The organism is Gilliamella sp. Fer4-1 (assembly GCF_001690515.1).
GTDB classification, from domain to species: Bacteria; Pseudomonadota; Gammaproteobacteria; order Enterobacterales; family Orbaceae; genus Gilliamella; species Gilliamella apicola_C.
Genome location: NZ_LZGZ01000076.1, coordinates 1 through 15,318, shown reverse-complemented (window position 1 = coordinate 15,318; position 15,318 = coordinate 1). Strand labels below are relative to the sequence as shown.

Below are 15,318 nucleotides of genomic sequence, written 5' to 3'. Positions count from 1 at the left end.
CAGCTTGTATTAAGGTACAAATTGATTAAGCGTTAAACCGCAACGGAATAACCCAATCACCATTTTACATGCTGTAATAATTTACCTAATCTTACCATAAACACTCAAAGATGATAAGTTTTGCTTAAATAAATCGTTAAGATTTTAGGCACACAAGTTGACATTCTCTTCAAGATAACTTATCTGTAAGCAAATAACGTATAAAGAACGAATAATAATCCATCACACTTTTATTGATTGTAGTTATAGTAATTGCCGTTATAATGTGTCTTATAATTTTAGATGAAAAGATCATTATGACAGTACACACTTTTTCTGATTTAGAGCTAGATGATATATTAATTCACAATCTTCAAACGCAGGATATAAACACCCCGACAGCAATCCAAGCACAAACGATTCCTGTTGCGCTAGATGGCAAAGATATTTTAGGCTCCGCACCAACTGGTACGGGTAAAACACTCGCTTTTTTAATTCCTGCTGTGCAACATTTATTAGATTTCCCTCGTCGTAAATCTGGGCCACCACGCATTTTGATATTAACACCAACGCGTGAACTCGCCATGCAAATTGCCGAGCAAGCCAAATTATTAACCGAATCGACACCGCTAAGCATCGCAACCATCACTGGTGGGGTTGCTTATATGAATCACGCTGAAGTATTTAGCAAAAATCAAGATATTGTTATTACAACAACAGGTCGATTATTACAGTATATAAAAGAAGAAAATTTTGATTGCCGAGCGGTTGAGATGCTGATTTTAGACGAAGCAGACCGCATGCTAGACATGGGTTTTTCGCAAGATGTCGAAACCATATCAGCCGAAACTCGTTGGCGTAAGCAAACTTTATTATTTTCAGCTACACTTGAAGGCGAAGGACTGCATAATTTTGCCAGTCGTATTTTAAATGCACCAATTGAAATCAATGCCGATCCATCACGTAAAGAGCGAAAAAAGATCCTACAATTCTATTATCGTGCTGACGACTTACCCCATAAAGTGGCACTGCTTACTCACTTATTAAAACAACAAGAATTAAAAAAAACCATTGTATTTGTTCGTAAACGTGAACGTGTGCACGAATTAGTTAACCTGCTGCATCAAGCTGGCATCCACAGTTGCTATTTAGAAGGCGAAATGGTACAAGCAAAACGCAACGAAGCGATCAAAAGAATTAGCAATAATACTGTTAATGTACTGGTTGCAACTGATGTTGCAGCGCGTGGAATTGATATTGACGATATCACCCACGTTATTAATTTTGATGCCCCGAAAACCGCAGATGTTTACTTGCACCGCATTGGTCGCACTGCACGTGCAGGTAAAAAAGGTACGGCAATTATGCTAATTGAAGCTCATGATAACGAATTACTACAAAAAATTGAGCGCTATATCCAAGAACCAATAAAACTAAGAACCATTGATGAATTGCGACCAAAAACAAAAGCCCCAAAGCCAGCAACAAAGAAAAAACCATCGCAAAAAGCAAAATTAAAAAGTGTTCGCAAAAAAGAAGATGCCAAGAAGAAAAAGATAAAACAGCGTCATCGAGATACCAAAAATAAAGGTAAACCTAAAAAATTAATAAATAATACCGAACAATAATCAACAGTTAATAGCTTAAACTTATGATACCGATTGTTTATAACAACTTGGACAATCGATTTTAATTGCTATAATGCTTCACGATATGATTTACATTTAATTAGCAAGGAGAAACACTATGACATTAGTCACTCGCAAAGCCCCAGATTTTACATCAGCAGCAGTTTTAGGATCTGGAGAAATTGTTAACAATTTCAATTTATCACAACATATTCATGGTAAATATGCTGTGGTTTTTTTCTGGCCAATGGACTTTACTTTTGTTTGTCCATCAGAGATCATCGCCTTTGATCACCGCCTAGAAGAATTCAAAAAGCGAGGAGTTGAAGTTATTGGTGTTTCAATGGACTCTGAATATGTACATAACGCTTGGCGAAACACACCTCGAGACAATGGTGGTATTGGTGAAGTAAAATTCCCGATTATTGCAGATATCAAACACGAAATTATGCAAGCATATGGTGTTGAACATCCTGAAGCTGGTGTGGCATTACGCGCATCATTCTTCATTGATAAATCAGGCATTGTACGCCATGAAACGATTAACGATTTACCAATTGGTCGTAATATCGACGAAATGATTCGTATTGTTGATGCGTTCCAATTCCATGAAGAGCATGGAGAAGTTTGCCCTGCACAATGGACAAAAGGTAAAAAAGGCATGCAAGCAAACCCGAAAGGCGTTGCAAGTTTCTTAAAAGAGCATGCTAACGAAATTTAATTTAATTTCTTTTTTTATTCAACCTTACATTATATTTTACCGGAGATTATCTCCGGTTTTTTTGTCAGTATAATCAAAACTGATTATAAAGTAGCATGTAAACCAACAACACCAATAATAATAATGCTCAAACCAAATAATCGAGAAAAGTTTTTAGGCTCATTGAACAATAACATATTAGCTAACACCGCCCCCGATGTGCCAAGACCAACCCAAACAGGATACACAATACTCAATTCAAGATAATGGAGAGAAAAGTAAAAAAGCATAAAAGAAACAGAAAATCCTCCCCAATATAAAACAAGCCTAAACAGAGTTTTTTGCTCTGCATATAACTTAAGACCAATCGCCCCAAGAACTTCAAAAACAGTTGCAATTAATATCAATAGCCATCCCATGATTAAATTTGTCCTTTATTGTAATATTAACTATCCGCACGTTTAAGTTGCACAACACCAATAATGATAAGTGCCACAAAAAAAAGTTGAATTAATTTAATTTCTTTGTCAAAAAGCAACATGTCAATCACTGTCGCACCAACTGCACCAACGCCTGAAAATATGGCATACACTGTACCTGTGGGTATTGTTTTACAAGCATTGGTTAAAAAAGTAAAATCGACAACAATTAGCAACACAATGATACCCCACTGCCATAGCTCGGTTGCAACGCTAAACCCTAAAATCCAACATAACTCAAAAAAGCAAGTCAGCACTACAAATGCCCACTCTTTATTCACGCTTAACATAGCTACCTCGTTTTGCTACTTTATTTTTTGTCATAACCTATTTTATATAGCACTTGATAATGATTTATTGTCGATAAACAACGACAAAATAAAAGATGGTTCGCAAACAGAACATTTGCCACCCAAAGAGCTTAATTACTGTATGTTTTTAACTATTAAGTCAAAAAAACGAATAAGTCAAAGCAACTAACCTTCATGATACCTTACCACAAGTTTTATTATTATTTTTCAATAAGGTAGGTAATTCTATAATGAATAATCATCAATAGCAAGAGCAAATTTTTATAATTCAATGCATTACGATTTATGTAAGTTAGCCTGCCTATTCCATATCATACCATATCGTATGCTTTTAGAAAGATATAAAAGAAATAGATAAATTGATAGAAAAAAATAAAAATAGTTATACTTTCTTAATTTAATTTTAAATCAGTATAGAATAATAAAATAGTGTTTTTAAACCGTTTTTTATTATAAATCTAAAGTAGGCGTTATCATACTTGTTTAGTATCGCTATTTATAGGACAGTTAAGTTGGTTAAGCATAGGAAAAGGAAAGTAATTAGTCAAAATACTATGGGCTGTTAAAAAATAACTATCACCATCAAGAAGATAAATAATTGGCCAACCACCCTTGGGAGCGGGTGGATTAGGTGCATAAATAGTAATTTTATAATCACTATGAGAGCTTGAATAAAAAACCTCTGTTTTAGAATTAGTTACAATCACATTCATCGATTTTGTTGATTCAGCTTGACAACCAGTAAGTGTTAAAAGTGCCATAAGATAAATAAAAATAGAACGTAGCATAAATTATCCAGATGTAAGCAAAATTTTTCTTCTTATAAAATAAGCGAACAAATCACGCTTTTCAAGCCAAATCGATAAAAAGACTAACTTCACTAATCCGATAAAAAACATTGACTTATAAACCTAAAAAATATTTCAGATAGCAGCTTTATCAATAGGGTTTCGATACAAAAAAATAAGTTAGATTTTTTAACGTTAAATATGATGAGTATAAATAACTCCGCCGAACAATTTCATCGGCGGAACAATTGTTAGCTCAAGAGTTGAGAGTGTTACGATACTCAACTATATCTTCAATGGTTACAACGGGCATATGGTATTGTTTGGCAAACTTTACCACTTCAGGTGCTCTTGCCATTGTGCCATCATCATTCGTTAACTCACACAGTACTGCGGCAGGTTTTAAACCTGCTAATGTCACTAAATCAATTGATGCTTCGGTATGGCCTCGGCGAACCAATACACCACCTTCTTTAGCAACCAATGGAAAGACATGTCCTGGGTGATTAAGATCGCTAGGTTTAGCGTTATCATTAACCGCAGCTTTAATGGTCGTAACGCGGTCGGCAGCTGATACCCCCGTTGTTACACCATCGGCAGCTTCAATCGAAATAGTAAACGCAGTATTATTTTTACTGGTATTATTGGCCACCATCATAGGCAATTCCAATTCTTCGCAACGTTTTGGCGGTAAACATAAGCAAACAATGCCACTACCATAACGAATAGTCATAGCCATTTGTTCGGGAGTGATTGACTCAGCAGCCCAAATAATATCGCCTTCGTTTTCACGATCTTCATCATCTAAAACTAGCACACCTTGACCGGCTTGAATTGATGCAATGGCCTTTTTAACTCGTTCGATTGGAGTTCCAAACTCATTCAGATTAAACTGATTCATGGTAAATACCTATACTTTTAATTTGCTCATTTCATTATTTACTTAATTAAATTTTAATCATTATTGATGCATCAAATTAATTAAGTACAAATAAATAAAATACCAGAATCAGGGCTGTGCTTGACCAGTATGACTTTGCCTTTCAGCAAACATGAGAAAGATAAGCAACTCTCTTTTATCCAGACTTTAACTGTCGGCTTTGGAATTTCACCAAATCTGCTTGACCTTAATATCTTTAGATGGTTTATTGTGGTTTGTTATTAATAAAATAAACAGACCATTAAGATCTAAAATATTAAGCGCTCGTGGGCTATACCACCGGTGGGGAATTACGCCCCGCCCTGAGAATTTAGCCAAATAAATTGACCATTCACACTATAATACAAAATGATGAAAAAAACACGGAGATTTTAAAACGTAATATTGCCGCAATGTGCGGCAATATTGATATAAGAGGCAGGATTTAGTGCTTATGTGTTTCTTGAATGCGACGTCGCTCAGACTGACGCATCCATAACCACGAAATAAAACCGATAATCCCTACAATGAGTAATATAATTGTGGCTAAAGCGTTTACTTGTGGATCAACCCCTAAACGTACTTTTGAAAATATTAATTTAGGTAATGTCATTGCGCCTGGCCCTGTTACAAAATTAGCAATTACTACATCATCAAGTGATAAGGTAAATGCAAGTAACCAACCAGAAACTAATGCTGGTGCAATCATTGGTAATGTAATAACAAAGAAGACTTTCAATGGGTTAGCACCCAAATCTAAAGCCGCTTCTTCAATAGATTTATCAAGTTCACGAAGCCTTGCACTAATGACTACCGTGACATAGGCAGTGCAGAAAGTCGCATGTGCCATCCAAATAGTTATTGCACCCCGATCTTTTGGCCACCCCAAAACCTGTCCCATGCCAACAAACAATAATAACAATGCCAATCCAGTAATAACATCAGGCATAACTAACGGCGCTGTTGTCATAAATGAGAATAAATTAGACCCACGGAATCGCCTAAAACGGATAATTGCATAAGCGGCCAATGTGCCGAGCACAACAGCAAAAGTAGCAGCGCATGCAGCAATAGATAAACTTAATCCGACAGCTTTAAGTAGTGTTTCATTGTGAATTAGCTCAAAATACCATTTGACTGAAAAATCCGCCCAAACTGTTACTAGCCGAGAACTGTTAAACGAATAAACAATCAAAATGATCATGGGGATATATAAAAACGAAAAGACAACTAAAAAGATAAGCCCCTTCAAGCACCGAAAAAACAGCGCTATAGTAACTAAAGCCGTAAGTATAAAACTAAAAGTAATACAGCCGTAGTAAAAACTACTTTGCCCCAAAAGCGTTAATCCCGATGATGAAATCAAAATACTCAATAAAATTGTACCTAGCAAAGAGAAGATAAATACAATTAGGGCGGATCGTGTAATAACAGGTAAATTGTTCATCTATTTACCTCCCATTTGTCGATTTTGGAATTTATTAAAATAGTAAATTGGTACAATTAATATCATCAACATCACACTTGCAACAGCTGAAGCTGCTGGCCAGTCATGATTGTTAAAGAACTCGGTCCAAAGCTGGGTACCAATCATAATGCCTTCAGAAGGCCCTAATAATTCAGGGATCACATATTCACCTACAGCAGGAATAAACACCAACATTCCTCCAGCAATCACCCCATTTTTAGTTAAAGGTACAATGATCTTAAAAAATGTTTTTATCGGTTTACAACCTAAGTCTAATGCTGCTTCGATTAACGTTGAATCGACCTTACTTAACGACGTATAAATTGGCAATACCACAAATGGTAAATACGAATAAACAATACCAATATACACCGCAAAATAGGTTTTCATAATAATCAAAGGCTGATCAATGACGCCTAACCACATCAAAAAGTGATTTAACAGCCCATTAGGATTCAAGATACCAATCCACGCATAAACACGAATTAAAAACGATGTCCATGAAGGTAAAATGATCAGTAGCAATAAAATATTGCGAGTTGACTGTTTGCATTGTGAAATAGCCCAAGCCAATGGGTAACCAATCAAAATACAAAGCACAGTTGAAATCGCAGCAATCTTAAGTGATTGCAAATACGAATCAACATAAATTGTATCGCTAATTAGATTTAAATAATTGCCAAAATTTAACGTAATATTAAGCAAACCATCGTCATAACTTAACAAATCAGTATAAGGTGGCACTGCTAAAGCAATTTCAGAAAAACTGATCCTAAATACAATTAAAAATGGTAATAAAAACAGTAATAGCATCCATAAATAAGGGATCGCAATTACCGTTAACCTTCCATAAAGAGTCATTAAATCTGAATCATCTCGTTGTTGACGCAATTTTTTATATGTATAAAAAATCACAACTAACCCTGCTGGAATAAATAAAATACTGCCAGCAATAATAAGCCGATAAGCAAATTTAGATGGTCTGTAATGCGCTAAAAAACAACCAAAGCATGACAATAAAAAGCTCAATGTCATTGCGGTAAATAGCGCATCTAAAAATAAGTTATCAAATGCACCCGTTGTTACAAAACGCCAATAAACATTGAGCAACACAAATGCATTTAACAACAATCCTAATACAATGGATCGCATTATGATATCCTCTTTTGTTTATTCAGTAAGTACAACACAACTATCAACTTCCCAACTTAAGTTAACTATATCCCCCCAAGTTGGCATTCCTTTACGATAACGATGCTCATTTTGCAATTGTGCAATAATAATTTGCCCACTTGGCAATTTGACATGATAAATCGATAAATCCCCAAGATAAGCAATTTCGACAACTTCACCTGTAGCACAGTTATAGCCATCTTCAGGCAATTGTTCACATAATTGAATTTTTTCTGGGCGCAAAGCAACTTTAATCGGTACGCCTTCCACCGCAGGCGAATCATAATCCACTTTAAATGGATGTTTAATAGTAGGACAACTCAAAATCAAACCATCTTCTAACGTTTCTTGCAAGATACCGTCAAAAATATTAACCGAACCAATAAACTCAGCACTATAACGGCTATTTGGATGTTCATAAATTTCTTCTGGTTCACCAATTTGCACAAATTGACCTTTATTCATGATAGCAATACGACCAGCCATAGTCATAGCTTCTTCTTGATCATGGGTAACCATAACGCAAGTTGCCCCCACTTGTTCTAAAATGCTCACCACTTCAAGCTGCATTCGATCACGAAGTTGTTTATCAAGTGCACCCATTGGCTCATCAAGTAACAATAATTTTGGTCGTTTAGCCAAACTTCTGGCTAAAGCCACACGTTGGCGCTGACCACCTGATAATTGGTGTGGTTTACGTTTGCCAAATTGCTCCATATGCACAAGCGCTAACATCTCTTCAACACGCTGTTTAATTTCACTATAACTTAATTTATCTTGTTTTAAACCAAAGGCAATATTTTGTTCAACCGTCATGTGAGGAAACAAAGCATACGATTGGAACATCATATTAATAGGACGATTATAAGGTGGAACTTGTGATAAATCCTTACCATCAAGAATTATTTGACCTGATGTTGGCTGTTCAAAACCAGCAAGCATACGTAGTAGTGTTGATTTACCGCTTCCTGATGCACCCAGTAAAGCAAAAATTTCGCCAGTATAGATAGTCAAGTTGACATCATCAACAGCATAATAATCATCATTAAAAACTTTCGTTAAATTTTTGATCTCCAATAGCGGAGTTATCATCTTTTTTTTAGGCTGTACCTGATTTGTTGTTTTATTATTCACTCTTTTTTCCTCATAACAACAAGCCAAAAAAAACGAGACGGAAAGATCAAATTAATCTCCCCGTCTAGAATAGACCAATAAATAATTAGATAATTACTGCTTATTTACCAGTTTTTAATTTTGTCCACGTACGTGTGATAACACGTTCAAGTTTAGGTTCTTTAACTTTCAGGGTGAATAATTTTTCCATTACTTCTGGTTTTGGATAAACCGCAGGATCATTTTTCACATCTGGTTTTACAAATTTGTCGTTTGCTTCTTTATTGGCGCTAGCAAAATTAACATCATTAGTCACTTGCGCTGCAATTTCAGGTTTCATGACAAAATTTAAGAACTCGTGTGCTTCGTCAGGATTGGCTGAATCTTTTGGAATGGCAAAAGTATCAAAAAAGACTAATGCTCCTTCTTTTGGAATTTGATAGCCTACATGCACACCATTTTTTGCTTCATCAGCTCTATCGCGTGATTGTAAAATATCACCCGACCATCCTAAAATCACGCAAATATCACCATTTGCTAAATCGGTAATATATTGTGAAGAATGGAAATAGCGAATATTTGGGCGAACTTTTTCTAACAGCTCGTAAGCGGCGCCTGTGTAATCTTTAGCATCAGTACTATTCGGATCTTTTCCTAAATATTGAAGAGCACTTGCGAAAATTTCGGTTGGGGCATCTAAAAACGCTACGCCACAATCTTTCAATTTTTCCATATTTTCAGGCTTAAATACTAGATCCCAGCTATTAACTGGCGCATCGCTACCTAAACGCTCTTTAACTTTATCAATGTTATAGCCAATGCCTGTTGTCATCCATACATAAGGGATGGCATATTTATTATCAGGATCATGGGTAGCCATTAATTTCATTAAATTAGGATCAAGATTTTTCCAGTTAGGTAATTTACTTTTATCTAATGGAAGATAAATATCAGATTTAATCTGTCTTGCTAAAAAACTATCTGATGGCGAAACCACATCAAAACCAGAATGGCCTGCCATTAATTTACCTTCAAGTGCTTCATTTGAATCATACACATCATAAACAAGTTTAATACCTGTTGATTTTTCAAAATCAGTAATTGTATTAGAGCCGATTTGCCCTGCCCAATTGTAAAAATGCACGACGCGATCTTTAGCAATAGCAGGTTGAGATAACGCTAGTGAAACACCAGCCAAGATTGAAAGAATTGTTTTACGTTGAGTAAACATGCTCACCACTTCTCCTCTAGTTGTAGGGATATTACATGTTAGACACAAGCCCATTGCAAAGACACAACGGACCCCCAAATTTTGCCATCGACGTTGAGAAAATGATATAAATTATCAATGTAACACCGCCAAGCGAAACCGAGGTAATCAGGCAATCACAAGTCATTAATAATGATAAATGAACATGTCGAGCTAACCTTGCATTACAAGGGATAAAATACCTTTTTTTTCAAAGATGTCCACTTAAAAAATCAAATATTGAAAGTTTCAAGATTGAGTGGGCATATTTTGACCACTCAATCGATAATTGATAACCAATTAATAATTCATAAATACAAACTATTCTGCATTAGCTTCTAGAATTTTATCCTTAGGTTGCCAAACACGGTATTTAACTTGCAAATCGTTAGGCACATAAAAAACTAATGGCACACTGCTGTTATAGTTAAATAAACCTAAATTGTGGCTAAGGGTCACAAATTGATTTTTATTGCTTCCTTCAGGGCAAGCCATTAAAGTTGAAATATTACCTGCGGCCTTTTCAACCACATAGTATGAATATCCCCAACCTTTAAGCTCTTCTTGCTTAACCGTACCACCAATATTATGTAAGTTACAATCAACATTCATTTCCTTGCCAATTATTACTTCAACTTTTGCATTGTTTTCGTTAGCAATAGCTGGCAGATAAATAGCATAACGTGTAGTGCCCTCTTGAGCAGTTGGAAATGGCGCTGTATCATTAGCATTTTGTGCAACAGGTTTAATTTTTGGTGTGTTGGCACACGCCGTTAATGACACACCTAATAATGCCAATAATAATAATTTTTTCATTTTTAAATCTCCAGTATGAAAGAATGAATCATCGATACATCATATCATCAATACATCATATTAATTTTAATTGATAATGCGTATAATAACACAATATAGATTAATAAATATGGTGTTAAAATGCCAGCAGAAAAAAATACTACCGATTTACTCAAGTTAATTTTAAACTTATTAATTATTGGGTTGCTAATCATTATTACCTATCGTATTGTTGAAGTTTTCTTATTTGGATTCTTTTGGGCGGTAATGGTAGTCATTGCGACTTGGCCATTAATGATAAAAATCCAAAAAAAACTGTTTAACAAGCGCTGGTTATCGTTGCTTGTTATGGCGTTAATACTTGCATTTGTTTGCATTATTCCATTTATATTAATTATTAGCTCTGTAGCACAAAATGGTCACCATCTTATTGAATGGGCTAAAACGCTACAACATCAAACACTACCCACGTTTGACTGGCTTGAAAACATACCGACCTTTGGTTCCGAGTTACATCAAAAATGGTTAAATCTGATTCAAACCGATGGTACCGATTTAGTTTCAAGCATACAGCCTTATATTGGTACCATGATAGGTTGGCTACTTGAACAAGCCACTAACATTGGTATATTTATTTTTCATGCTGGCGTCATGATTATTTTTAGTCTATTACTCTTTTTAAAAGGTGAAAGCATCACTAAATATGTCTACTTACTAGCTAATCGACTCTCTAAGCAATACGGTGCAACCACCGTTACTTTAGCAGGGCAATCTATCCGTGCAGTAGCATTAGGCGTTGTGGTGACTGCCATCACCTTAGCGTTAATCGGCGGATTGAGTTTTCTTCTCACCAATATGCCATTACCTGGCGTACTGACACTCATCTTATTTATTTGCTGTGTAGCCCAAATTGGCCCTGTAGTGGTTATGCTTGGCTGCATCGCTTGGCAATTTTGGTCAGGTCATACCATTGAAGGTATCTGTTTAATTGTTGTTGCCATTATTTTAACCACTTTAGACAGCGTAATGCGTGCTTATTTAATAAAAAAAGGAGCTAATTTACCATTTTTACTCATTTTATTTGGCGTAATTGGCGGTTTACTTAGTTTTGGTATAATGGGATTGTTTATTGGCCCAGTAGTACTTGCATTAACTTACAAAATAATTGAAACATGGGTTGATGAGCAGTCTTAAACCATTTATTATCCTAGCAATAAAGCATAAACATGCAGCTAAAGGTTAATAAACATAATGATATGGCGTATTTAGCCTAAAGCAACTTAATCGAAATGCGCACATTTTAAAAGGAGTGTTATTTTTACTGGTCTTATTTACATTACTTTTAACTATCATTAGCCTAAAGTAATTTACCAGTTATAATGATAAATAAATCATGCGAATACCATTTATAAAATATAATCACCAAAAGCATCTTGATGAATTAGCAAAAATTCAACAAAATGCCAAGCAATATGAGATACTCAATAGTGCAAAAGCGTATCGACTCGCGTTAATTGACAAGATAAAAAACGCTCAGCAACGTATTTATATTGTCGCACTTTATCTAGAACAAGACGAGGCTGGTCAAGAAATTCTTGATGAGCTTTATCAAGTTAAACGGCAACGTCCAAATTTAGATATCAAAATATTTGTTGACTGGCATCGAGCACAGCGAGGAAGAATTGGTGAAGATAAAGCGCATACTAACGCCAATTATTATTACCAATTAAAACAAAAGAATCCAGAAATTGACATCCCAATTTATGGTGTGCCAGTTAATCGTCGTGAGGTGCTTGGTGTATTGCACCTTAAGGGTTTTATTATAGATGATACGGTTATTTACAGCGGTGCAAGCATTAATAATGTCTATTTGCACAAACGCGATAAATACCGTTACGACCGCTACCACTTTATTACTAATCCAGTATTAGCTGATAGTATGGTACAATTTATTCATGAGCATTTTTTACCATATCAAGCATTGCAATTGCTTAATTTGGGCACGCATAAAACCCGCAAACAGATCAAATCTGAAATCAAAGCCCTGCGCCAACATTTAATGGATGCAAACTACCAATACAGCGCCAATACTGACAATGAAACTTTATCGGTTGCACCAATAATGGGGCTTGGGCGCAATAATGCTTTAAATAAAGTTATTCATCACTTAATAAACGTTACCGAACAAAAAGTGATCTTTTGCACGCCTTACTTTAATTTACCAAGTATTTTAGTCCGCGATATTATCCGTTTGTTACGTAAAGGACGACAAGTGGAGCTGATTATTGGTGACAAAGAAGCCAACGATTTTTATATTCCACCAGATAAGCCTTTTAATATATCAGGTGGACTACCCTATTTATACGAAATCAACTTAAGAAGCTTTATCGAGCGCCTGCAACTCTTTATTGACAAAGAACAACTGATTATCCGCTTATGGAAGGATGAACAACAAAGCTACCACCTTAAAGGTATCTGGGTAGACGATAAATGGGTGCTTATAACAGGCAACAATCTAAATCCGCGAGCGTGGCGGCTAGATCTTGAAAATGGCATATTAATACATGATCCAAAACAAGAATTGAGTGACAAATTCACCCAAGAACTAAACGCTATACGCCAAAAAACCACCTTGGTCACTCATTTTCAACAAATACAGGCAAGCCAATTTTATCCTAGCCAAGTGCATAAATTAATAAAGCGACTCAGCCGTATAAAAGTGGATAGAATTATTAAACGATTACTATGAAGTTATTGATATTTTAGATAACTAAAATAAGCACTGCCTAGCCAAATACCCTTGTTTGCTGGGGCAGTGCTATGCTTTATCAGGAACAACTCATTAAAATTAAATAAAAAGGTGGAATAACCCAAAATCATGTTTTGCAGCCTTATGTTAGGGTTGAGAGAGAATTCAGAACTGAATCTCCCAATTCAGGCGTGATGGCATCAATTATTCTGGGCACCAAAAGAATAAAACATTCCCCCCAATACTCCCCCTAAAATAACTTTTGACGTTATAAAAACAGTACGTTTTCTATAAAAATGGTTCAGAAAAGCTATTGATTTTATTGAAGTTTTTTATTTACAAAAAAAAGGAGGTTCCCCCCCCTTTTTTACGCGCCCGCTCTATAGTTAGGTGGCTCTTTGGTGATAAGTACATCATGCACATGGCTTTCTTTCATGCCTGCGCCAGTAATTCGATAGAATTTAGACTGAGTTCTTAATGCATCAATCGTTGCGCAACCAGTTAGCCCCATACAAGATCTTAATCCTCCCATTTGTTGATGAACGATTTCTTTTAATTGTCCTTTGTAGGCAATGCGCCCTTCTATTCCTTCTGGTACCAGTTTATCTGCAGCATTGTCGGTTTGAAAATAGCGATCAGACGATCCTTTTGCCATTGCGCCAAGCGATCCCATGCCACGATATGATTTATAGGCCCGGCCTTGAAATAATTCAATTTCGCCTGGTGCTTCTTCTGTGCCTGCAAACATTGAACCAACCATAACGCAAGATGCTCCTGCGGCAATGGCTTTGGCTATGTCGCCTGAATAACGAATTCCACCATCAGCGATAACAGGAATATTATGTTTTTGTGCGACTTCAACTGCATCCATAATCGCACTAATTTGTGGCACACCAACACCTGTTACAATGCGTGTTGTACAAATAGATCCTGGTCCAATCCCCACCTTAACAGCGCTAACTCCAGCTTCAATTAAGGCTTTAGCACCTTCAGCGGTGGCAACATTACCGCCAATAATTTGTAAATTAGGATAATTCTTTCTAGTTTGATAAATACGGTCAAGCACACCTTGCGAATGGCCATGTGAAGAGTCAATTAGCAACACATCAACGCCAGCCTCAACTAATGCGGCGATGCGCTCTTCATTACCTGGCGCAGCCCCAACAGCAGCTCCCACACGCAGGCGCCCTTTTTCATCTTTGCAGGCATTGGGTTTTTGCTCGGCTTTGTTGTAGTCTTTAACGGTAATCATACCTTTTAGATGGAAGCGTGAATCAACAACAAGCACTTTTTCGATACGGTGCTCATGCATTTTTTGAAGTACGATTTCACGTTGTTCACCTTCTTTGACGGTAACTAAGCGATCTTTAGGCGTCATAACGGCAGTAACAGGTAAAGATAAATCGGTGGCAAATCGTACATCTCGTGCAGTAATAATTCCAACCAGTTCTTGGGTTTCAGTCACAACAGGAAATCCAGCAAAACCATACTCTTTAGCTAGATCAATAACTTGCTTTATGGTTGCAGTAGGTAAAACAGATACAGGATCTTGAACTATACCACTTTCGTGTTTCTTTACTCGCCTTACATGATTGGCTTGATTTTCAATTGACATATTTTTGTGAATAAAACCAATCCCCCCCTCTTGTGCTAACGCAATGGCTAGATCTGATTCGGTTACTGTATCCATTGCTGCTGATAGCATTGGAATATTAAGTTTTATGGTTTGGGTTAGTTGCGTACTAATATCAGCCGTGTTCGGTAATACCGTTGAGTGGGCGGGAACTAATAGCACGTCGTCAAACGTGAGTGCTTCTTTAACTATACGAGACATGACAATATTCACCATTGGTTGGATTGTTGATAAAATATTGCCAAAGCATTTTACTTACTTTTACTTAAAAACACCAGCGATATTTATATTAGATATGATTTATTAAAATAATATAAAATTATATGCATATTAT

The 15,318-nt window shown here is 36.1% G+C and carries 13 protein-coding genes, 1 pseudogene and 1 riboswitch; of the genes and pseudogenes, 4 read left to right on the top strand and 10 right to left on the bottom strand.

The features are described 5' to 3' along the window. Positions 1-296: 296 nt before the first annotated feature. Complete coding sequence (gene srmB, locus A9G30_RS02830) at positions 297-1,607, top strand: ATP-dependent RNA helicase SrmB (protein ID WP_065587978.1); 1,311 nt, start codon at positions 297-299, stop codon at positions 1,605-1,607. A gap of 118 nt (positions 1,608-1,725) precedes the next feature. After that, positions 1,726-2,328, top strand: coding sequence for a peroxiredoxin C (locus A9G30_RS02825; RefSeq protein WP_065567255.1), 603 nt, complete (start codon positions 1,726-1,728; stop codon positions 2,326-2,328). Between the two features lie 83 nt (positions 2,329-2,411). Here A9G30_RS02825 and A9G30_RS02820 read toward each other — a convergent pair whose 3' ends face one another. From A9G30_RS02820 to eco, 9 genes and pseudogenes are all read right to left on the bottom strand, one after another. Then, positions 2,412-2,726 carry a DMT family transporter gene (locus tag A9G30_RS02820; protein WP_065587977.1) on the bottom strand — a complete coding sequence of 105 codons (315 nt, stop codon included), beginning with the start codon at positions 2,724-2,726 and terminating at the stop codon, positions 2,412-2,414. Between the two features lie 26 nt (positions 2,727-2,752). Continuing rightward, a complete protein-coding gene (locus A9G30_RS02815; RefSeq protein WP_218057698.1) occupies positions 2,753-3,076 on the bottom strand; it encodes a DMT family transporter in 324 nt (107 codons plus the stop codon). 494 nt (positions 3,077-3,570) lie between these two features. After that, positions 3,571-3,885, bottom strand: coding sequence for a hypothetical protein (locus A9G30_RS02810; protein ID WP_065567253.1), 315 nt, complete (start codon positions 3,883-3,885; stop codon positions 3,571-3,573). 256 nt (positions 3,886-4,141) lie between these two features. Continuing rightward, positions 4,142-4,786 (bottom strand): 3,4-dihydroxy-2-butanone-4-phosphate synthase, encoded by a 645-nt coding sequence (ribB, locus tag A9G30_RS02805; RefSeq protein ID WP_065587976.1) that lies wholly within the window; start codon positions 4,784-4,786, stop codon positions 4,142-4,144. Positions 4,787-4,949: 163 nt separating this feature from the next. Beyond that, positions 4,950-5,139: riboswitch (FMN riboswitch) on the bottom strand. A 110-nt stretch (positions 5,140-5,249) separates the two neighbouring features. Beyond that, complete coding sequence (locus A9G30_RS02800) at positions 5,250-6,008, bottom strand: ABC transporter permease subunit (RefSeq protein ID WP_081295587.1); 759 nt, start codon at positions 6,006-6,008, stop codon at positions 5,250-5,252. A 243-nt stretch (positions 6,009-6,251) separates the two neighbouring features. After that, positions 6,252-7,121, bottom strand: a pseudogene (locus A9G30_RS02795) (ABC transporter permease subunit); the annotation flags it as partial. 321 nt (positions 7,122-7,442) lie between these two features. Then, positions 7,443-8,579: a putrescine ABC transporter ATP-binding subunit PotG gene (gene potG, locus A9G30_RS02790; protein ID WP_218057696.1), complete on the bottom strand. Its 1,137-nt coding sequence runs from the start codon at positions 8,577-8,579 to the stop codon at positions 7,443-7,445. 100 nt (positions 8,580-8,679) lie between these two features. Then, the gene (locus A9G30_RS02785) at positions 8,680-9,789 is read right to left on the bottom strand and encodes an extracellular solute-binding protein (RefSeq protein ID WP_065587974.1); all 1,110 of its coding nucleotides are present in this window, start codon (positions 9,787-9,789) and stop codon (positions 8,680-8,682) included. A 339-nt stretch (positions 9,790-10,128) separates the two neighbouring features. After that, positions 10,129-10,623 (bottom strand): serine protease inhibitor ecotin, encoded by a 495-nt coding sequence (gene eco / locus A9G30_RS02780; protein ID WP_065567250.1) that lies wholly within the window; start codon positions 10,621-10,623, stop codon positions 10,129-10,131. 120 nt (positions 10,624-10,743) lie between these two features. Here eco and ydiK point away from each other — a divergent pair, with 120 nt between their 5' ends. Both ydiK and pssA read left to right on the top strand, forming a co-directional pair. Then, entirely contained in the window at positions 10,744-11,796 is a 1,053-nt protein-coding gene (gene ydiK / locus A9G30_RS02775; protein ID WP_065567249.1) for an AI-2E family transporter YdiK, read from the top strand. Positions 11,797-11,995: 199 nt separating this feature from the next. Beyond that, positions 11,996-13,351, top strand: a complete 1,356-nt coding sequence (gene pssA / locus A9G30_RS02770) for a CDP-diacylglycerol--serine O-phosphatidyltransferase (RefSeq protein ID WP_065580073.1) — start codon at positions 11,996-11,998, stop codon at positions 13,349-13,351. A 367-nt stretch (positions 13,352-13,718) separates the two neighbouring features. Here the strand turns inward: pssA and guaB are convergent, their stop codons facing one another. Further along, complete coding sequence (gene guaB / locus A9G30_RS02765; protein WP_065587973.1) at positions 13,719-15,185, bottom strand: IMP dehydrogenase; 1,467 nt, start codon at positions 15,183-15,185, stop codon at positions 13,719-13,721. Positions 15,186-15,318 lie beyond the last annotated feature (133 nt).

Bases quoted from the DNA above. Each gene is read 5' to 3' on its own strand.
- eco (WP_065567250.1), bottom strand. From the start codon at position 10,623: ATGAAAAAATTATTATTATTGGCATTATTAGGTGTGTCATTAACGGCG.
- srmB (WP_065587978.1), top strand. From the start codon at position 297: ATGACAGTACACACTTTTTCTGATTTAGAGCTAGATGATATATTAATT.
- A9G30_RS02810 (WP_065567253.1), bottom strand. From the start codon at position 3,885: ATGCTACGTTCTATTTTTATTTATCTTATGGCACTTTTAACACTTACT.
- A9G30_RS02785 (WP_065587974.1), bottom strand. From the start codon at position 9,789: ATGTTTACTCAACGTAAAACAATTCTTTCAATCTTGGCTGGTGTTTCA.
- A9G30_RS02800 (WP_081295587.1), bottom strand. From the start codon at position 6,008: ATGATCATTTTGATTGTTTATTCGTTTAACAGTTCTCGGCTAGTAACA.
- A9G30_RS02825 (WP_065567255.1), top strand. From the start codon at position 1,726: ATGACATTAGTCACTCGCAAAGCCCCAGATTTTACATCAGCAGCAGTT.
- ribB (WP_065587976.1), bottom strand. From the start codon at position 4,786: ATGAATCAGTTTAATCTGAATGAGTTTGGAACTCCAATCGAACGAGTT.
- ydiK (WP_065567249.1), top strand. From the start codon at position 10,744: ATGCCAGCAGAAAAAAATACTACCGATTTACTCAAGTTAATTTTAAAC.
- A9G30_RS02820 (WP_065587977.1), bottom strand. From the start codon at position 2,726: ATGGGATGGCTATTGATATTAATTGCAACTGTTTTTGAAGTTCTTGGG.
- guaB (WP_065587973.1), bottom strand. From the start codon at position 15,185: ATGTCTCGTATAGTTAAAGAAGCACTCACGTTTGACGACGTGCTATTA.
- A9G30_RS02815 (WP_218057698.1), bottom strand. From the start codon at position 3,076: ATGTTAAGCGTGAATAAAGAGTGGGCATTTGTAGTGCTGACTTGCTTT.
- pssA (WP_065580073.1), top strand. From the start codon at position 11,996: ATGCGAATACCATTTATAAAATATAATCACCAAAAGCATCTTGATGAA.